Source organism: Leucobacter aridicollis, assembly GCF_024399335.1.
Lineage (GTDB): Bacteria > Actinomycetota > Actinomycetes > Actinomycetales > Microbacteriaceae > Leucobacter > Leucobacter aridicollis_A.
The window spans coordinates 2,173,184-2,190,664 of sequence record NZ_CP075339.1; the positions used below are offsets into that span (position 1 = coordinate 2,173,184).

Below are 17,481 nucleotides of genomic sequence, written 5' to 3' on the forward strand. Positions count from 1 at the left end.
GCACAAAACCCGGGCCTAAACGGCCCGGGTTTTGTGTTGATGATGCTAGGCGCCTACCTTGCAGCGGCTGAAGCCTGTCACCTTGATGCCGGCTGCCTCAGCAACCTTTGCGACGTCGCGCTTCTCAGCGTCGAGTGCGTGCACCTGCTCGTTGAGAACGACCTGCTTGAAGAACGCGTTCAGGCGGCCTTCAATGATCTTCGGGAGCGCGGCCTCGGGCTTGCCCTCGTTCTTCGAGATCTCAGTGACGATGTCGCGCTCCTTGTCGACGTCGGCCGCGGGGACCTCGTCACGGTTCACGAACAGCGGCTCTGCGAACGAGATGTGCTGAGCAATGCTGAGCGCAGCCTTCTCGTCGTCACCCTCGAAACCGACGACAACGCCAATCTGCGGGGGCAGATCCTTCGAGGTGCGGTGGAGGTACACGGCGGTGCCGGGAGCCTCGATACGCTCGACACGGCGAAGCTCGATGCGCTCGCCGATGATTGCGGCCTCATCGGTGATGAGGTCAGCAACGGTCTTGTCGCCTGCGGGGGCTGCGAGGCCCTCCTCGGCGTTCTTCGCGCCTGCGGCGACGAGCGCGTCAAGCACCTGCTCCGAGAGTGCGAGGAACTTCTCGTTCTTCGCGACGAAGTCGGTCTCGCAGACGAGCTCGATCATCGTTGCAGCGCCTTCGCTCTGCTTTGCAGCAACGAGGCCTTCGCTCGCCTCACGGTCGCCGCGCTTCGCGACGCCCTTGAGGCCCTTGAGACGAAGAATCTCGATCGCCTTCTCGATGTCGCCCTCGGCTTCAACGAGAGCGTTCTTGCTGTCGACCATGCCAGCGCCGAGGCGCTCGCGCAGCTCCTTCACAGCGGCCATGCTTACTGCAGCCATGTGTGACTCCTTGGGGTTTGGATCCGGGCCGGTGCTTCAGGCCCGACCCAGATCAATGACTATGAGAGAAAAATTACTCGGCTGCGGGAGCCTCAGCTGCGTCAGCAGCCGGGGTCTCGGTTGCCTCAGCTGCGGGAGCCTCGGTCGCCTCGGTCGCCTCGGCTGCGGGAGCCTCTGCCTTGTCAGCGTTGAGGAGCTCAACTTCCCACTCAGCGAGCGGCTCAGCAGCAGCCTCGCCCTCAGCTGGCTTCTGGTGGCGCTCCATGAGGCCCTCAGCAGCTGCGTCAGCGATCACGCGGGTGAGCAGTGCTACCGAGCGGATTGCGTCGTCGTTACCCGGGATCGGGTAGGTAACCTCGTCGGGGTCGCAGTTGGTGTCGAGGATGCCGATGACGGGGATGCCCAGCTTCTTCGCCTCGTCGATCGCGAGGTGCTCCTTCTTGGTGTCAACAACCCAGAGCGCCGACGGCGTCTTGGTCATGTTGCGGATACCACCGAGAGTCTTCTGCAGCTTCTCGAGCTCGCGCTTCTTGAGGAGGAGCTCCTTCTTGGTGAAACCGCTGGTGCCACCCTCGAAGTCGAGCTGCTCGAGCTCCTTCATGCGCTCCAGACGACCGGTGACGGTCTGGAAGTTAGTGAGGAGGCCACCGAGCCAGCGCTGGTTCACGTACGGCTGGTTCACGCGAGTCGACTGCTCAGCAATCGCCTCCTGTGCCTGCTTCTTGGTGCCAACGAAGAGGATGGTGCCGCCACGAGCAACAGTGTTCTTCACGAACTCGTACGCCGAGTCGATGTAGGTCAGCGACTGCTGGAGGTCGATGATGTAGATGCCCGAGCGCTCGGTGAAGATGAAGCGCTTCATCTTCGGGTTCCAGCGGCGGGTCTGGTGTCCGAAGTGGACGCCGCTGTCGAGCAGCTGGCGCATGGTTACAACGGCCATTGCCGTCTCCTGTTCTCGCGCGTAGCGCGCGATTGTTTGGTTTGTTCGGCCGCGGCTGCGACCTAGTCCTAGTGCCCCCGAGTTTCACCACCCCTTGCGGGGACCAATGGCAAACCTCCGGTGAGTGGGCACGCGAAGTCACCTCTTGCGAGGCGCAATAGAAGAGTCTAGCACTGGATCGGGTCCCATGTACGCCATCGCCAGCGTGTTTTCTGCTTCGCCCACACCCGGCGATTCGCCCGCCTCACGTGGGGTTCTTTCCACAGTTCCTGCCGGGGTCACCTCCCCCACGTTCCGACCAAGAAGACTGGAGCCCCAGCGACACGAACGGAGCAGCCAAATGGCACGCCAGCACTCCCCGAAACCCTTGCCAGACCCCTCTGACAGCGAACATGACCGCGCTACTACAATCGCGACCACCACCAGGCGCGATCTCGGTGCACGCGGCGAACTCATCGCAGCCGACTATCTTGTTTCCCGCGGCTTCACCCTCATCGCGCGCAACTGGCGATGCCGCTATGGCGAGCTTGATCTTGTGATGAGCGACGGCGACGTGTTCGTCGCCGTCGAGGTGAAGACGCGAAGCGGAACCGGCTACGGTGCACCGCTCGAGTCAATCACCGCGCGCAAGGCAGCGCGGCTTCGAAGGTTACTACTCGAATGGGGCCTCGCCACCGGAAACCGCGGCGCCCGCCTGCGCGTCGACGCTGTCGGGATCACACTCAGGCCTGGCGACGCTGCACCACAGATTGAGCACCTGCGGGCCGTCGCATGAGCCGCGGGGTGCGCCGGGCGGCCGCGATCGCGCTCACCGGCCTCGAAGGGACGCCGGTGATGGTTGAAGCTGCGGTCTCGCACCAGCTTCCAGGGATGACGATCATTGGTCTCCCCGATACTGCGCTCGCCGAGTCTAAGCAGCGCGTCCGCACGGCGTCGGCGCAGGTGGGGTTACCAATCTCTGACCGATTCGTCACAGTCAACCTTGCGCCCGCTTCCCTCCCCAAACAGGGTTCCGGGTTCGACCTCGCGATCGCCCTCGCAGTGCTCTCGGCGTCCAAGCACGTTCCGACGGCGAAGCTCGCAGAGACCGCGCACATTGGTGAACTCGGACTCGACGGAAGCCTGCGCCGCCCGGTGGGTCTACTCAGTGCTGTGATCGCCGCGCGCGAGCTCGGTTTTTCACGCGTCATGGTGCCGTTCGAAGCAGGCGCAGAGGCGAGGCTTGTGCCGGGCATCGAGGTGGTGACGGCCGACACGCTTCTCGACGCGATTGCTTGGCACAAGGGCGAAGCACCCGCACCAGATATTGATCGGGATGCCTCACGGCCCGCGCGACCGCCGACTCTGCAGCCACTCGAAACCGCAGACATGTCAGACGTGTTGGGACAGGAGGAGGCGGTCGAGGCAATGGTTGTCGCCGCCGCCGGGAGGCATCACGTGTCGCTCACGGGTCCGCCCGGTTCAGGCAAGACACTCCTCGCGACGCGACTCGCGGGCATCCTCCCGGACCTTTCGCCGCCTGAGTCGCTCGTCGCCAGCAGCATCGCCTCGCTGAGCGGCGTCTCACTTGACACGCTCGTCACCCGGCCGCCATTCGAGAGCCCGCACCACACTGCCTCGTCCGCTGCAATCATCGGCACGGGAGACTCGCGCGGCATCCGCCCCGGTTCCATCTCGCGGGCGAGCTACGGGGTGCTGTTCATGGACGAGGCCCCAGAGTTTGGGCGAGTCATTCTCGATGATCTCCGAGAACCGCTCGAGTCTGGAACCGTCACAATCTCACGAGCGCGCATCCACGCGAGCCTCCCCGCCAAACTCCAGCTCGTCCTCGCCGCGAATCCATGCCCCTGCGGCAACGCCGGTTCCCCCGAGACGGCGCTCTCATGTACGTGCACACCAAACACGCGCATGCGCTATCTTGGCAGGTTATCTGGGCCCCTTATCGATCGCATCGATCTCCGCCTCAACGTGCGCCGGGTGAGCAGCCTGAGCTCACCGCTTTCCGGAAGGGCACCGACAAGCAACGACATCCGCGGGCGGGTCATCGCGGCTCGAGCGCGAGCACAACGACGGCTCCGTGGCACCCCCTGGACTCTCAACGGAGAGGTGCCAGGCGAATGGCTACGTGGTGAGTCGATGCGACTCCCCAGCGCTGCCACCACGACAATCGACCGAGCGCTCGCCCTCGGCGCGCTCACAGTGCGAGGCTACGACCGAATCCTTCGGGTTCACAGGACAACGAAATAGCATAGGTGCATGAGCGGAGCACTGAAGGCGGGAGCGAAGGCCGGCCTGTACTGGCGGCAGAGCGTCGACGAGAAGGACGGCATCGAGCGCCAGCGAAAGAAGACCCGCATGATGGCGAAGGCCCGCGAGTACGTCGTCGTGGCGACTTACGAGGACAACGCGACCAGCGCGAGCAAGGGCCGCGGCACCGCGAAGTGGGCGCAGCTGCTCGACGACGCGGCCGCGAATCGGATCGACGTGGTGATCGCCGTGGACGTGGATCGGCTGCTGCGCTCGATCACCGACCTCGCCGACCTGATGCGCACCGGCGTGCGCGTGCTCACCGTCGACGGCGAGATCGACCTGACCAGCGCCGACGGCGAGCTGCGGGCGACGATGCTGGCGGCCGTGGCCCGGTTCGAGGTGCGCCGGAAGTCCGAACGCCAGAAGCGCGCGAATGAGCAGCGCGCGGCGAAGGGGCTGCGCGTCGGGGGCCGCAGGCCCTTCGGCTACGAGAAGGACGGTGTGACGGTGCGCCAGGCCGAGGCCGACGCGATCGTGCTGGGGTACCGCATGATCGCCAGGGGCGAGTCCCTCGGCGCCGTGGCACGGGCTTGGAACGACGCGGGCTTCACGACCGGCCAGAGCAAGCGCCTGAGCAAGACCGAGAAGGAGGCCGGGAAGACTCCCTCGCCCTCCGCTTGGACCCGCAGCGGCGTCCGCGACGTGATGCTGAACCGCCGCAACATCGGGCAGCTCGTCTACCTCGGCGAGGTGCAGAGCGCGCCGGCCCAGTGGGAGCCGATCCTGCAGGGCGACGACGCCGACCTCTTCGAGCAGGTGCAGTCGATACTGCTGGACCCGGGGCGGCGCAGGCCTGGTCGCAACCCTGTGGGGCTTCTCACCGGGGTCGCGCTGTGCGGCGTCTGCGGCGCGACGGCGCACGCCGGCGGCAGCGCGCGCAGGGGCGTGCGCGGGTACCGGTGTTCTGGGAGCACGGGGCACTTCTCTCGCATGGCCGAGCCCGTCGAGGACTTCGTGTCGCGCATCGTGGTGCGGCGCCTGGCCAGGAAGGACGCCATCCGCCTGCTGAGCCCCTCGAAGTCCATCGACGCCCGCAAGCTGCGTGCCGAGGAGCGCCGCCTGCGGGAGCGGCTCGACGCGCTCGCCGCCGAGTTCGCGAAGCCCGATTCGGCCCTGACCGCGTCGCAGCTCGGCATCGCGTCGAAGGGCATCAAGGACCAGCTCGCCGCCATCCAGGCGGAGCTGTCGGACGCGGGCCGGGTCGAGCTGCTCGGCGAGCTGGTCGGGCTCGGTGGGGACTCGGAGCAGTCGCGCGAGGCGGCCGTGCGCGCCGTGTGGGAGGCCCTCAGCGTCGAGCGCCAGCGCGAGGTCGTGCGGGAGCTGCTCACGGTGACCCTCCACCCGGTGGGCCGCGGCGTGCGCACGTTCAGGCCGGACACGGTCGGCATCGAGTGGGTCGAGGCGAAATAGCCTGCGCGCCGATTTGCGATCATATGATATAGTTGTAAGTGCGTAAGATATGCGCACCGACAATTCAATAGTGGCTGAAAGAACATGCACCACGTGCTGCCCAGGCAGGCGTGCGGTCGGGAGAGAGTGACGCGGGCTCCCGGCTGAACGAAGCGTCCCACAGACTCAACCTCAGCATCTCTCCATATCTCGGCACAAGCACGAAGCAGAACCACAACCCCTTGTCGGTGACAGCGACACGGGCAGCCCCGTCCGTCGGCAGACGGCCGAACCAGGCAGCACCAACTACGCCGGTGCCCTGGTTCGTCGTGTTCTCCGAAGGAGAGCTGCCGTGGGGAACCCCGCAATCATCGCTGAGCGATACAGCCACTATCTCGACATCCACCAGGCGATCGCCCTGGGCTACGGCACGGTGGCGACGATCCGTCGCCGCATCGCCTCAGGCGAGCTGCCGCGCGTCAAGATCATCCGTGACGGGAAGCGCAAGAACGTCTTCGACCCCGCCGACCTCGACCGCGTCCTCGGGGCGCGGCCGGAGCCCGTCGGCCCGGCCGCCGCGGAGGCGGCGCTCGACGCCGCCGTCGACGAGGTCGTCGCCAAGGCCCCCCGGCTGAGCGCCGCGCAGCTGGCGCGCCTCGGCTCGATCCTGGACGGGGGTGCTCGCTGATGGCATCCGAGACGGATCAGGCCCCGCCGCCAAATGAAGAAGCCCCCGACCGGGATCGAGGGGCTACCGAAGCGTTTGGCGGCGCTGAGATCAATACTACAGGAACCGAGGCGTTCCTGCCAGTGGAAGCTTCCGAGAATGACTCGTCTACGAGCGCATCCGGCGGCGCCCCCGCGAAGCTCAAGCCGAAGAGGGTCCATGACCCGAGCTTCAAGGCGACCTCCAAGGAGACGATCGTCGCGGAGCGGACCGCGACCTACCTCACGATGATCGCGGCCAACCCGGTGCTGACTCCCACTGCGATCCGCGACGGGCTGCTGCGCTTCATCAACGACGGTCTCTCGGCCGAGGCGCGCCTCCGGCACAAGGCCGTGGCGAAGGCCCCGGCCATCGGCAACATCGACACGCTCGACGAGGCGACGGTCGCGACCGTGGTGCTCGCGCGGAACCGCATTGTGCGCCTCGACTTCACCCGGGGCAGCGACAGCAAGGCCGCCCAGGTCGTCGCCATGTACCACGAGGCCGGCGACCACGCGGGGCTCTACGTGGAGGACGACAAGGCGATCGGGCTGCTTATCGGCGCGCTCGCGCCTTCGATGAGGCATCATGCGATCGAGTCCGCGTTCAAGCGGCTCGCGGACATGGCACCCGTGGTGCTGCCGACGCAGGAGAAGCACCTGGTGCCCGTGCGCAACGGGGTCTTCGACACCGCGCGCATGGAGCTGCGGCCCTTCTCCCCGGAGTGGGTGTTCCTCTCCAAGTGCGCGGTCGATTACGACCCGAATGCCGAGAGCCCTGTCATCACTCATCCTGTCGACGGTAGCGTCTGGGAGATCGAGCAGTGGATGACCGAGCTGAGCGACGACGAGGGTGTATCTGAGCTTCTCTGGGAGATCATCGGCGCCTCGCTCAGGCCGCACGAGAACTGGGACCGGGTGCCCTACCTCGTGGGGCCGAACGGCAACGGCGGTAAGGGCTCTGTCCTGGAGCTCATGCACAACATGGTCGGCCGCGAGGCGTACGTGTCGATCCCGCTCGCGCGGTTCGGCAAGCCCTTCGCCCTCACGGGCCTCCTGAGGTCGTCTCGCGTGCTGACCGACGAGAACGCCGTCGGCGCTCTCGCCCAGGACCTCGACGACTTCAAGGCTGTTGTCACCGGTGACCCCGTGATGGTCGACCGCAAGTACAAGGACCCCGTCATGCTGCATTGGAGCGGCTTCATGGTCCAGTGCATGAACACGATGGCGCCCAAGGTCAAGGACAAGTCGGCGTCGTTCATGAGGCGAGCACTCGTCGTCCCGATGACGAAGCGCTTCACCGGGATCGAGCGCAAGTACATCAAGAAGCAGTACCTCGCCCGCGAGGATGTGCTGCGGTATGCGCTCAAGCGCGCCCTCCACATGGACCACGTCGAGCTCTCGGAGCCCCTGGTGTGCCGTGTGGCGTGGGGGTCGTGGTTCAGCGCCAACAACTCCGTGCGCGGCTTCTGGGAGGAGTTCGAGCAGCAGTTCGCGTGGGACCTGCTTCCCTTGTCGTTCCTGTACGACCTCTACAAGGCGTGGTTCGCCGAGGTCGAGCCTGGCGGGCGGGCCGAGAGCTACAAGGACTTCCTGGAGGCGATCAGGTCGCATCTCGACGGCTCCGCCGATTGGCAGTGCCCGGCGGGTCCGGAGCGCATCAAGAAGCTGATGGCCGCGCCGGAGCCGCTGATCGCCGAGTACGACCTCGTCAAGTGGAAGAACTCGCTGGCCAATAGCTACGACCCGATCTCCGTCGGCTCGTTCGACAAGCCGAAGGCGAGCTACCGCTGCGTCTTGCGCACGGTTCCTGCTGTTGCTCAGGCTGCGTCCACGGATGACGAGGGCGCCGACGGCTGAGCGCCGGCACAGATCACGAGATCAGAGAGCAAGCGAAAGAGAGAAACACCATGAGTAACGCCTACAGCAACTTTGACGTCGTCGAGGCCGTCAACTCCCTCGAGAGCTACGCGGAGGACGCGCTTGAGACTTTGCCTTCTGAGGCGCAGCTCATGATGCAGCACGCGCAGTTCTGAGCATTGGGGTGACTGACCCCCGCATTCCAAGTCTTGATGAGCACCCGGGCTGCCCGTGAGTGGCGGCTATTGCGAATGTCCGACCGGCCGTTCGCAAGCAGAATATAGAAAAGGAGTTCCTTATGTTTAGGGACAACAAGTACAGCATCCCGCAGGCGTACCGCGACGGTGCTGCTGCCGTTCGTAAGCGCATTAACAGCGCTCGTCGTCGTCTTGAGCGGATCACGGTGTCTGATGGCCATAAGGAGCTGGCTGACGCCGCCATTGCTCATGCGGCCATCGCTCAGGCGGAGGCTACCTTGCTGCTCGCTGAGCAGCAGCAGGAGGCGAACGACCTCACTCGGGTCATCAATATGATCCGCATCTCTGTGTGGGTTACTGAGTACCAGGACAGCTTGAGGCTGCTGCTTGGTGACGCCACGATCATGAATCTGGTCCCGGAGGGTGATCTCACTCTCGAGCGCTGGGTCAGCGGGCTGCGGCCTGGTGTTCGTGAGCTGTTTGAGCGCACGCTCTTTCCCGAGGCGGGGTCTCCTGGCACCATGAACGTCCAGGATCCGCCTTCCCCCTGGGACGTTGAGCCGAAGTAGGGCTCACGCTTGAAGTTGAGGCCCTGCACGTCCGTGTGACGTGCAGGGCCTTTACTATGGTCAGTGCCAGAGAAGCAACACAGCTTTAGCTGTGGATAACCTCGCACTGTCTGTTACACGAGCGTAGCGAGAGTACGGCAGTGTGAGCACGGCTGCGCGGAGGGCAGGAGCACCCCCAGACAGCCCAGTGGGCTGTCGCAGGGGCGAGGGAGCGCAGCGACCGAAGTAAGGGCCCGGCGAGCGCAGCGAGACCGGGTGAGGAGACGGGGAGGGAGGAGCGAAGCGAGTCCCGAGACGTCGACGAAGGCGTGTTGGCTATGCCAACTCCGAAGCAAGTTTAGACAGGAGCGCAGCGAATGGATAAACGCAGCGAAGGACCACGCCCCCTTATGCTCTTTTCGTTACTTACCTCGTTTCGCCGCCTTAGCGGTGAAACAGGTATGGAATCTGCTGGAGAATCAACGAAGTTGCGGGGGGCCTCGGCCCTAGGCGCCTAGGGTAGCCCCGGAGGGGCCTCGGTAGAGCCTAGGCGCCTGACCCCCGCTACTTCGTTGGAAAGACGCGGAAGCACGGGCGCCTCACTTTTCGGGACCTCTGGTCCCGGGGCGCCTGTGTAGCGCGGAGCGCTGAGAAGCGGTGGTGCCCCCGGGGCGCCTCCGCTCATTCTTCCGTGTCGACCGCAGCCCCGAAGGCTGCGGCCATCGCTTCTCTCCAGCGCGAGACCGGGCTCTGCACGGTCTCCTCGTCGCACGCTTCATCGTCGCAACGCACCCGTCGCAGACGGGTCTCCTGGCACGCAACAGGCCTGCCTCCGGGGACGTCGCCGCCTCTGTCGCGGGGATGTCCCCGGGCCTGCAGCGGGACTGTCGCACGGCCTCTGCGACCCTGTCGCTGAGCCTGTGGATAACTCGGTGACGCATTGGCAATGTCTTGGACGTGTGTTGTGTTGGTACTGACCGGCGCGGTGAAAACGAATACCCCCGAGGCGTTAGCCTCGGGGGTATTCGTGTGGTGAAAAGATGAGCCCCTGCAGCGCTGTGCTGCAGGGGCTCTCTCGATGGGTAATTAGTAGTGATCCAGAATCGGTTGCGTGTGCATCTTTCCGTCGCGGATGGTGACCATCAGCTCTCGTGTTGCTTCTCGTGCGAGTGCGGGAAGCAGTTCACGCTCGATGTTGCTCTGGAGGTGGCGTGCACCGAGTGCGGGGTTTCTGCGGTGGCTGGCGAGCCACGGCGGGACCTCTGGCGCGTACTCGAGTCGCCATCCGCTGCCGGTGAGGCGGCCGCTCAGGCGTGCGAGCTCATCGTGCGCGAGTTGCTGCATAGCGTTCTCGTCGAGGGGGTCGAAGCAGATCGTCTCGGTGACCCTTCCGAGCAGCTCCGGTGGGAACACTCGTTCGATTTCTTGGAGTTGTCGGCTGCTGTCGAACGTGTGCGTGGAGCCGAACCCGGTGCCCGGTTTTGCTCCTTCCCTGACGCCGAGGTTTGACGTCATGATGATGATGGTCTCGGCGAACGAGGCGGTGTTTCCCCAGCCGTCGGTGAGGCGGCCTTCATCGAAGATCTGAAGGAATAGTGGCCAGATCATGGGGTTGGATTTCTCGAACTCGTCGAGCAGGAGGACGGTGCGGGGTTGCTGGATGATCCTCGTGGTGAGGAGCCCTTCAGTGCTGCTCTTCTTCCAGATCCGGTGCCCACCGATGAGTTTCATGACCGAGTCTTCGTGCGTACTGTACTCGCTCATGTCGAGGCGGATGAGGGCCTCGTCGGTGCCGTACACGGTTCGTGCGAGCTGTTTCGCAGCCTCGGTCTTGCCGACTCCGGATGGGCCAGCGAACAGGAACACCCCGTGGGGGCGCTCTGGCCGTAGAGTGAGACCGGACAGTGCGGGGGCGAGCCTATCGGCGACAGTGTGGATTGCTGCATCTTGCCCTCTGACGACTCCGGTGAGCCTGTCACGCAGCTCGGTCGCGGTTTTCGCGGCGGGGAGAGCCGCGAGCGCGAGGTGGTCTGGTGTCAGCTGCACTCGGGTGGTTCGCTGCTCGATCTGTGCGCGTGCGATCGCGGTGTCAATCCGCTCTAACGCGAGCCGCGGGTGCACGTAGGCATCTGTCGGCGTTGGCGGTGTGAGCGCGTGCTCGATGACGGCGGGGGTGATGTCCGTGTTGACGTGGGCGAGCTGTGGCAGCGCGAGTGATTCGGTGGCAACGATCCTTTTCAGCGCCTCGCTTGGGAGGGGCTCGAGTTGTACGCGATGCAGTTTGGAGATGCGCACGGGTTCAGCTTCGGCCAGTTCGGCGTATTTGCGTTCGTCGTACACCAGGATGCTGCGGAGGCCGTACTCTTTCGCGTAGCTGGTGAGTAGGCTGATGACCCCTAAATGTTTCGCGTCCGTGTGCATGTCGGGACGGAGGTCGATGTTATCGACCACGAGCACCGTCGAGTCGGAGAGGCCTTCCGCATGCAACACGTCGATCATGTCGGCGAGCTCGGTCCCAGAATCACCACCGGGCAGTTCCGCGACGCGCAAGCGAAGGGTGGAGTGTGCTGCGTGCACGACTGCAGCGACTTCAGCAAGAAATGCGGTGCGCCCAACACCGGGTCTTCCAGTGACTGCGACGATCTGGGGTTTTGTGCGGAGCAGTTGAGCAGCGGTTTCGTGAGCGAGGTCTGGGCGATGGAGCTGGTAGCTGGGTGCGAGCAGACGTGCGTTCGATGCTGACTCCACGGCACGCTCGTTGCGCACGGCTTCGTAGCCGATAGGCCGGGCGTGTGTGGTGTTGTCAAAGAGTTCGAACTCTTCGACGCTCGTGTTCATTGCATTAGTTATTGTGGTGGGCATGAGACCTCCAGAAACGGTGTATCCCGAACCACGCATGCAGCCTCACGTCCAGAGAGCTACAGGGAAGGCACTGATATCGAGGGTGGTCAGAATACAGGCGGAAGACGGGCCGAGAGCTACAGATAACGAGATACCTGCCAAGTGCGCGGGAAGCTAGGGTCCCAAGCAAAATCACATCGTGGAGCCGGATGTGAAGTCGGTGCGCGGGAGCCCAACAACCGTGTCAAATCAGCGCAATTCGTTTCCGGGCTATCGACGTGTCTCGGTAAGGGAAGATACCGGTTGGCATCCTCATGTTCCTCCCGTGACGCCTGTGGCGTCACAGTCTTTCGCGACTGTTTGTCGCGTGAGACAGCGCCGGCAGCGCGCGAAGCGACTTCTCGCACCGGGTGCAACGACGACCCCGAGGGATCTCTCCCTCGGGGGTCGTCATCGCTGTTGCGGGATGTTCTGGGTTTAGGAGCAGCCTTGTCCGTTCGGAGACTGGGACATGCCCGGAGGGCATCCGCCGCCACCGTTCGGGGGCACGATGATGGTCCCGCCCCCACCGCCGCCTCCGACTCCGCCACCGCCGGAGTTTCCGCCGCCGCCACCGTAGTAGTCCTCGTCGTAGCTGTTGTCCCAGCTGCTCTGCTCGGCTTCGCGAGCGGCTTCTTCCGCCGCCGCTTGCTCTGCCGCGATGCGTGCGGCTTCCGCTGCTGCAGCCTCTTCGGCAGCCTTCTTCTCCGCGGCGAGGCGAGCAGCCTCGTCAGCCTGGAAGAGGGCGAAGTCCTCGGTGAGCGCAGTGGACGCAGCGTCGAGCGTCTTCACGGCGTCGGCCACGGCCTTAGCCTGAGCGGTGACCTGCTCAGCGTCCTCGCGGGTGTCGCAGGTGTCTGCGAGGGCCTTCTCGGCCTTGGCGAGCTCCGCCTTGGCGTCGGTGACGTCCTTCACGAAGTCCGCGCCGCTCTGGCGAGCGGGCACCGCCTTGACCTCTTCGACGGCCTTGCGGTCGGCGTACTTGGTGCTGGTGCCAGCGCTCTCGGGGAGCGTGGTGCCCTCGGACGCGGCGAGCGCCGCGTCCGCGCCCTGCTGAGCGGTCTGTGCCGTCTTACGGGCTTGAGCCGCGCCCTCGGCAGCCGCCACGCAGAGAGCCTGCGTCTCGGTGTTGTAGTTGCTCAATGCAACGGCGGATGCGACTCCACCGCCGAGCACGAGCGCAATTGCTGCGGCGATCGCGATGATTGCTTTCTTATTCTTCTTTGCACCGGCACTCTTTTGTGTGTCGACTGCATTGATGTTCTTCTCAGACATGGCTGCCACCTCCTTCTTTGTCTGTGATGTTCTTGTGTCTTGCCGGGCTACTCAGCCCAGCAAGTCGCCCAGAGTCCGGAACCGGCCTGCTGAGCAATGGTCTGGTCTTCGGCGTACTGGCCGCCGGTGTCCTTGGCCCAGCCCGCGCGCACGAGCACGGGGCCGTAGCCCCAGTCACCCATCGCGATCTTCGCGACGTGCTGGCCCTCGGCGTTGACGGTGTCGGCGCCCTCCACGTAGGAGACGCGCCACTCGTCGACCTGCGGGGCGAGCTCCCGGATCTTCGCGGCCGCGCCTGCGCGGGCCTCGTCGAAGCCACACTCACCGGCCGCGGGGCCCTCGACGCCCCAGGGGACGACGACGACGCCGTCGTTGGCGGGGTGACCGCCAGCCCATGCGATGAGGTTCAGTCCGATGGACGTGCCTTCGGCGATCGGGTCGGCGGGGTCGGTCAGCTCCGCGGTCCAGTCGTCTGCAGGACCCTCGGGGATCCACGCCTCGGGGGCGGGCTCCTGGGTCTGCGTCTGCGTCTGCTCGGGCGCGACGGTCTCGTTGGGGGTCTTGGTGTTCTCGGTGGCGCAGCCGGTGAGCGCTGCGATCAGGGCGATCGCCGCGGCGACGGGCGCGATGGTCTTTTTCTTCGTTGGCACCAACATGGTGTGGCCTCTTTTCTGTTCTTGTGTGAAGTCGCCTGCAGTGCGGGCCGTTCGGGGCTGGAGTCTTCCGGCGCGGGCGAGACGCTCGGGCGGGGGCTCCCGTCTCTGCTGACGGGCGTCGTTCCCGCTCGTCTATCAGCAGATCCTATTGGAAACAGGAACGTATCCGTACCTGGCACGGTCACGTTCCTGTCGAAAATGTTGAAGGGTGGGAAAAACACTGAGGGGCCGGCTTGGCGAGGGGCTCCGTGCGCAACGGAACCATTGGGGCCTTACGCAGGAGCAGCTTGCCGAAAGGATCGGCGTGACCCCCCGTTATCTCGCGGCACTTGAGCGGGGCGAGCGGAATGTGACGCTAGACACCTTCGACGAGTACGCCGGCTTCTTGGGGCTCGACGCGGGCGCTCTGCTCTCTGGAGAGGTCCATGACGAGCTACCCGCTGTGCGAGTCAGGCCTGACGATGCAAACCCGAAGGGCCGGCGCGGCAGTAGACAGTAGAGGTTGCAGCCATCGCACCTGCTGTGATGACTGCAAGCAGAGCCCCCTGTGGCTAGCCTCGGGGTCTCTGCTTGTCTGCTTCTATGCCGCGGGGAACCGCGACACGAAGTCATTGACGTGGATCTTCAACATCCGCGCTACCTCCCTGTCGCTGTGACCCGTCGCGCGGGCTTCGCTCACTACCGCCTTTCTACAGGCGTGCACCTGGGCCTGGACGGCCCCCAGGAGGCGCAGCAGGTCCTCGACGGACACAGACAGCAGCGCAGCCCTCTCGGCCGCGGAGAGGAGCTCCTGGAGCTCGTGCTGCCTTTGGGAGGCGCACCTCTCCTGCACGATGAGCTCGTGTTCAAGCAGCGCGGTCATCGTTGCGCTGCCTCTGAGGTGCTGACCACGGTCTCCATGGCGCAGGCGCCGTGCTCGGGGCAGACCCTCACCCTGTACGCGCCGAGGTCCGGGAAGAACAGCAGTTCCCTCGCGCAGAGCCGGGGCGGGTGGCAGTCGAGGCAGAAGCGCTGCCACTTCTCATCGGCGATCTCACTGGCAGACATGGCTCAGCAGCTCCTGAACACGTACACGCCGGAGGCCGGAGCCTGAGCATCGAGCACAGCGTAGTCGTGCGCCAGCTCGCGGGCGTGGCTCCTCCAGTCGAAGTGCTGCGCCACCTCCTCAGGAACCCCGTTCAGCATCCCCGTACTGTCTACGAGATCAGCCGCGTACTCCTCGAAAGAGTCCCAGTGACCGCGGTATCGGTCCTCGAAGTCAGACAGCGACGGCACGTCGCTCCTGCCGTCGCCCTCGGCGACGTAGTCGCCGCTCGCGACCCAGGCCCGCAGGGCCGGGCGCAGGTGCTCGTCCACCGACAGCAGAGCCTCGGCCTGCTGCTGGGCCTCGTGAGGGCTCATCTCGCGGTCGACGAGCATGTATTCAGTGTCGTACGCCCAGATCTCCTCGCAGCCGGCAGGGCTCAGGCCCGTACCGCGGTGCAGCTCGGCGACGGTGACTGTGCCGGCCTCCGCAGCGTCGTACCAGTCGCCGACCAGGTAGCCGGCGTTGAAATGGGAGACACAGCCCAGCCAGACGCTCGGAGTCTGCGCTGTGTTGCTGGGTGTAGCGGCAGTAGGGGTAGAAGAAGAAACAGTAGTAACCATGGGAGCGTCCTCCGGTCTCGTGCGCGAGCAGCGGCGGAAGTGCCCTGCTCATCAGCAGAGAACCCGGCCCCGCGTTAGCGGGGCGGCCCCGCGTGATGTGCTGCTCCGCAGAGGAACAGAAGCGGTAACGATCCAGTAACGATAGAGGTCAGCTACGGAGTGTTCACATCTCTGTCACATTTTTGCTTACTAGACTTTAGCTTCACTATTCGATACCCGGGACGGGCATCATGACGATTCACGAGCTGTTTTTGCAGAGGTTACTCCGGCTCGTGTGTGGCAGTGCAGAGCACTGCCCGGGGGAAAATCTGAGAAGGGAATCCCGCTGAGGCAGAGGAGCTAAAGTCTAGTTCCTTCAGAAGCTGTCATTGGTGGTCGCCGGAAGCGGCCAGCTGAAGCCCTACCCCGACGCCGCAAGCGTCGGATCGGGTGGACGAGTCGCCGCGCAGTATGCGCGAGCGCGAGGAGCGCGGCCCGGGTGCCGCGCGAGATGCACAGAGCGCGGCACGGATGCCGCGCGGGAGGTACAGCACGCGCACACGCGTGCGACAGGCCCCTGACTGTGGTGATCGCAGCCAGGTAGCAGCGCAGAGAGCGTGGGTCGGCAACACTGCCGCCCCGAGAAGCTGGTGAGACAGGTGAGAAGCGCCTGCCTCTGCGAGCCCGGCGCCCCTGGCGGAGCCTGCGAAGCGAGCGCTGTGACGAACACAGCGGCCAGCAGAGCTTGGCGCGGCATGACGCCGCGCCCGGAAAAGCATGTGAGACGGGTGATACGCACTCGTCCAGACGAGCGCGCTGCGATGAGTGCTGCGCGCGGCAAATCGAGAAGAGGAAATGAACATGACTATTACGAACAAGCAGCTGAACCTCGCATTCGACAAGATGAAGATTCGCAAGGATCCGACGGGCAAGATGCCGCTGATCGTTGTCGTGCCTCGCGACGCGATCCCGATGGACACGCCCGGAACGATCACGATCGCGGAGGGCGGGACAAAGGCCATGCGCCTCGGCATGGAGGACCACTTCGCCGAGTTAGCGGCGGCCGAGGCCGGTGGCGACGCCCACGAGATCGACGAAGCGATGCGTGCTGCCTCCGAGATGCTGGAGATGTGGCTGGCGATCGAGCTCTCCTTTGCCGGAGTGCTGCTGAAGCACGGCAAGAAACTCAAGGGCCGCTCCATGATCGCGGTGAAGTAGCCCTCGCGTCGGAGAGCAAAGACAACCGGGGGCGGCACAGGACGCCGCCCTCGGTGAGAGAACACAGCCTCGGCGAAAGTCGCCGAGGCCCTCGCGCAAGAGCGCAAAGAACCAGAACGGAGCAAGACCATGACGAAGACAGCAGCGATGACACAGGCCGAGCAGATGCAGCTCGACGCAGTATTGCGCGCAATCCAGACGATGAGCGACAAGCACCGCGAGTTCGAGGCGGCGATGCACGCCGGCGACGAGCAGGCAGTGCGCGCAGCGCTGCAGGCCTGCTCCGAGGCGTCGCACGCCTGGATACGGACCCCGTCCTACTTCGAGGACGGCTCACCCGCTGATGTGGCGAGGTACGCAGCTCTTGACGAGCTCGACGCACTTCTGAGCACGCCGATCCCGTGGAACCCCGAGGACCGCGGCGCGACGGTGCTGGCGGCCGAGGTCGCCGAGATCGCTGCCGCGAGCGATGCCATGGGGGCAGCGTACGGGCTGGTCGCGGAAATTGATGAAGAACTGGAGTATCTGGACGGCGAGATCGAGTTGCTTCAAGACATGCTCGGACTCCTCGCAGATGAGGACGAGGACTGCGAGGACTACATGCGCGAACCCTACGAGCTGGACGAGGAAACGCGTGCCGAGTACGAGGAACGACTCTCTCGCGACAAGCGCCGGTTCGTGGAGCTGAACATGGAACGCGCAACGAAGCTAGGAGCAGGAGGCGAGGATCCGCTGAACTACTGGGGTGTGCTCGCGAAGCACGGGCTGATGATCCCTGAGTGGCACGCGATCCACAGCTACCAGCAGCGGATGCAGCAGGCGCCGGCATCGGTCTGAGCGACGACGGGCAAGTTGGCGGTGTCTGGCAACGCAGGTAGCCAGACACCACTGCTCCGGTTTGGTCGTCGTTGGTCACGCAAGTGCTAAGCCTGAGGAGCATTAGCCACCTCTGAGAGTTCTCCTATACACCTGGGGCCGGCGCGAGAGCTCGCCCCATCGTA

Annotated in this window: 18 protein-coding genes; 10 read left to right on the plus strand and 8 right to left on the minus strand. The window is 64.9% G+C overall.

The window, feature by feature from the left end; genetic code table 11:
• Positions 1 to 45: 45 nt before the first annotated feature.
• On the minus strand, positions 46 to 876 hold the full coding sequence (gene tsf, locus KI794_RS09765) for a translation elongation factor Ts (protein ID WP_119284133.1): 831 nt from the start codon (positions 874 to 876) through the stop codon (positions 46 to 48).
• Positions 877 to 949: 73 nt separating this feature from the next.
• Positions 950 to 1,816, minus strand: a complete 867-nt coding sequence (gene rpsB / locus KI794_RS09770; protein ID WP_255807962.1) for a 30S ribosomal protein S2 — start codon at positions 1,814 to 1,816, stop codon at positions 950 to 952.
• Between the two features lie 340 nt (positions 1,817 to 2,156).
• Here rpsB and KI794_RS09775 point away from each other — a divergent pair, with 340 nt between their 5' ends.
• The 7 genes from KI794_RS09775 (at position 2,157) to KI794_RS09805 (ending at position 8,846) form a co-directional block, all read left to right on the plus strand.
• A complete protein-coding gene (locus KI794_RS09775; RefSeq protein ID WP_255807963.1) occupies positions 2,157 to 2,591 on the plus strand; it encodes a YraN family protein in 435 nt (144 codons plus the stop codon).
• Positions 2,588 to 4,063, plus strand: coding sequence for a YifB family Mg chelatase-like AAA ATPase (locus KI794_RS09780; protein ID WP_255807964.1), 1,476 nt, complete (start codon positions 2,588 to 2,590; stop codon positions 4,061 to 4,063). Before KI794_RS09775 ends, KI794_RS09780 begins: the two co-directional genes overlap by 4 nt.
• 9 nt (positions 4,064 to 4,072) lie before the next feature.
• A complete protein-coding gene (locus KI794_RS09785) occupies positions 4,073 to 5,536 on the plus strand; it encodes a recombinase family protein (RefSeq protein WP_255807965.1) in 1,464 nt (487 codons plus the stop codon).
• Positions 5,537 to 5,867: 331 nt separating this feature from the next.
• Complete coding sequence (locus KI794_RS09790) at positions 5,868 to 6,203, plus strand: hypothetical protein (RefSeq protein WP_255807966.1); 336 nt, start codon at positions 5,868 to 5,870, stop codon at positions 6,201 to 6,203.
• Positions 6,203 to 8,080 carry a DNA primase family protein gene (locus tag KI794_RS09795; protein ID WP_255807967.1) on the plus strand — a complete coding sequence of 626 codons (1,878 nt, stop codon included), beginning with the start codon at positions 6,203 to 6,205 and terminating at the stop codon, positions 8,078 to 8,080. The genes KI794_RS09790 and KI794_RS09795 overlap by 1 nt, the downstream gene beginning before the upstream one ends.
• Before the next feature lie 50 nt (positions 8,081 to 8,130).
• Positions 8,131 to 8,256: a hypothetical protein gene (locus tag KI794_RS09800; protein WP_255807968.1), complete on the plus strand. Its 126-nt coding sequence runs from the start codon at positions 8,131 to 8,133 to the stop codon at positions 8,254 to 8,256.
• A 122-nt stretch (positions 8,257 to 8,378) separates the two neighbouring features.
• A complete protein-coding gene (locus KI794_RS09805) occupies positions 8,379 to 8,846 on the plus strand; it encodes a hypothetical protein (RefSeq protein WP_255807969.1) in 468 nt (155 codons plus the stop codon).
• A 1,065-nt stretch (positions 8,847 to 9,911) separates the two neighbouring features.
• Here KI794_RS09805 and KI794_RS09810 read toward each other — a convergent pair.
• The 3 genes from KI794_RS09810 to KI794_RS09820 all read right to left on the minus strand — a co-directional run bounded on the left by KI794_RS09810 (position 9,912) and on the right by KI794_RS09820 (position 13,630).
• Complete coding sequence (locus KI794_RS09810; protein WP_255807970.1) at positions 9,912 to 11,687, minus strand: AAA family ATPase; 1,776 nt, start codon at positions 11,685 to 11,687, stop codon at positions 9,912 to 9,914.
• A 456-nt stretch (positions 11,688 to 12,143) separates the two neighbouring features.
• Positions 12,144 to 12,980 carry a hypothetical protein gene (locus tag KI794_RS09815; RefSeq protein WP_255807971.1) on the minus strand — a complete coding sequence of 279 codons (837 nt, stop codon included), beginning with the start codon at positions 12,978 to 12,980 and terminating at the stop codon, positions 12,144 to 12,146.
• A 47-nt stretch (positions 12,981 to 13,027) separates the two neighbouring features.
• The gene (locus KI794_RS09820) at positions 13,028 to 13,630 is read right to left on the minus strand and encodes a hypothetical protein (protein ID WP_255807972.1); all 603 of its coding nucleotides are present in this window, start codon (positions 13,628 to 13,630) and stop codon (positions 13,028 to 13,030) included.
• 214 nt (positions 13,631 to 13,844) lie between these two features.
• On the opposite strand from KI794_RS09820, the gene KI794_RS09825 reads away from it, so the two are divergent.
• The gene (locus KI794_RS09825) at positions 13,845 to 14,135 is read left to right on the plus strand and encodes a helix-turn-helix domain-containing protein (RefSeq protein WP_141886131.1); all 291 of its coding nucleotides are present in this window, start codon (positions 13,845 to 13,847) and stop codon (positions 14,133 to 14,135) included.
• 81 nt (positions 14,136 to 14,216) lie between these two features.
• On the opposite strand, the gene KI794_RS09830 is transcribed toward KI794_RS09825, so the two are convergent.
• The 3 genes from KI794_RS09830 to KI794_RS09840 are packed head-to-tail and all read right to left on the minus strand — an operon-like array spanning position 14,217 to position 15,283.
• Positions 14,217 to 14,498, minus strand: a complete 282-nt coding sequence (locus KI794_RS09830) for a hypothetical protein (RefSeq protein WP_255807973.1) — start codon at positions 14,496 to 14,498, stop codon at positions 14,217 to 14,219.
• Entirely contained in the window at positions 14,495 to 14,683 is a 189-nt protein-coding gene (locus KI794_RS09835; RefSeq protein ID WP_255807974.1) for a hypothetical protein, read from the minus strand. Before KI794_RS09835 ends, KI794_RS09830 begins: the two co-directional genes overlap by 4 nt.
• Before the next feature lie 3 nt (positions 14,684 to 14,686).
• Entirely contained in the window at positions 14,687 to 15,283 is a 597-nt protein-coding gene (locus KI794_RS09840; RefSeq protein WP_255807975.1) for an antirestriction protein ArdA, read from the minus strand.
• An 840-nt stretch (positions 15,284 to 16,123) separates the two neighbouring features.
• Here KI794_RS09840 and KI794_RS09845 point away from each other — a divergent pair.
• The gene (locus KI794_RS09845) at positions 16,124 to 16,480 is read left to right on the plus strand and encodes a hypothetical protein (protein ID WP_255807976.1); all 357 of its coding nucleotides are present in this window, start codon (positions 16,124 to 16,126) and stop codon (positions 16,478 to 16,480) included.
• Between the two features lie 129 nt (positions 16,481 to 16,609).
• Complete coding sequence (locus KI794_RS09850; protein ID WP_255807977.1) at positions 16,610 to 17,317, plus strand: hypothetical protein; 708 nt, start codon at positions 16,610 to 16,612, stop codon at positions 17,315 to 17,317.
• Positions 17,318 to 17,481 lie beyond the last annotated feature (164 nt).

Bases quoted from the DNA above. Each gene is read 5' to 3' on its own strand.
- KI794_RS09775 (WP_255807963.1), top strand. From the start codon at position 2,157: ATGGCACGCCAGCACTCCCCGAAACCCTTGCCAGACCCCTCTGACAGC.
- KI794_RS09795 (WP_255807967.1), top strand. From the start codon at position 6,203: ATGGCATCCGAGACGGATCAGGCCCCGCCGCCAAATGAAGAAGCCCCC.
- KI794_RS09830 (WP_255807973.1), bottom strand. From the start codon at position 14,498: ATGACCGCGCTGCTTGAACACGAGCTCATCGTGCAGGAGAGGTGCGCC.
- KI794_RS09840 (WP_255807975.1), bottom strand. From the start codon at position 15,283: ATGGTTACTACTGTTTCTTCTTCTACCCCTACTGCCGCTACACCCAGC.
- KI794_RS09845 (WP_255807976.1), top strand. From the start codon at position 16,124: ATGACTATTACGAACAAGCAGCTGAACCTCGCATTCGACAAGATGAAG.
- KI794_RS09835 (WP_255807974.1), bottom strand. From the start codon at position 14,683: ATGTCTGCCAGTGAGATCGCCGATGAGAAGTGGCAGCGCTTCTGCCTC.
- KI794_RS09805 (WP_255807969.1), top strand. From the start codon at position 8,379: ATGTTTAGGGACAACAAGTACAGCATCCCGCAGGCGTACCGCGACGGT.
- KI794_RS09780 (WP_255807964.1), top strand. From the start codon at position 2,588: ATGAGCCGCGGGGTGCGCCGGGCGGCCGCGATCGCGCTCACCGGCCTC.
- KI794_RS09850 (WP_255807977.1), top strand. From the start codon at position 16,610: ATGACGAAGACAGCAGCGATGACACAGGCCGAGCAGATGCAGCTCGAC.
- KI794_RS09800 (WP_255807968.1), top strand. From the start codon at position 8,131: ATGAGTAACGCCTACAGCAACTTTGACGTCGTCGAGGCCGTCAACTCC.
- tsf (WP_119284133.1), bottom strand. From the start codon at position 876: ATGGCTGCAGTAAGCATGGCCGCTGTGAAGGAGCTGCGCGAGCGCCTC.
- rpsB (WP_255807962.1), bottom strand. From the start codon at position 1,816: ATGGCCGTTGTAACCATGCGCCAGCTGCTCGACAGCGGCGTCCACTTC.
- KI794_RS09815 (WP_255807971.1), bottom strand. From the start codon at position 12,980: ATGTCTGAGAAGAACATCAATGCAGTCGACACACAAAAGAGTGCCGGT.
- KI794_RS09785 (WP_255807965.1), top strand. From the start codon at position 4,073: ATGAGCGGAGCACTGAAGGCGGGAGCGAAGGCCGGCCTGTACTGGCGG.
- KI794_RS09810 (WP_255807970.1), bottom strand. From the start codon at position 11,687: ATGCCCACCACAATAACTAATGCAATGAACACGAGCGTCGAAGAGTTC.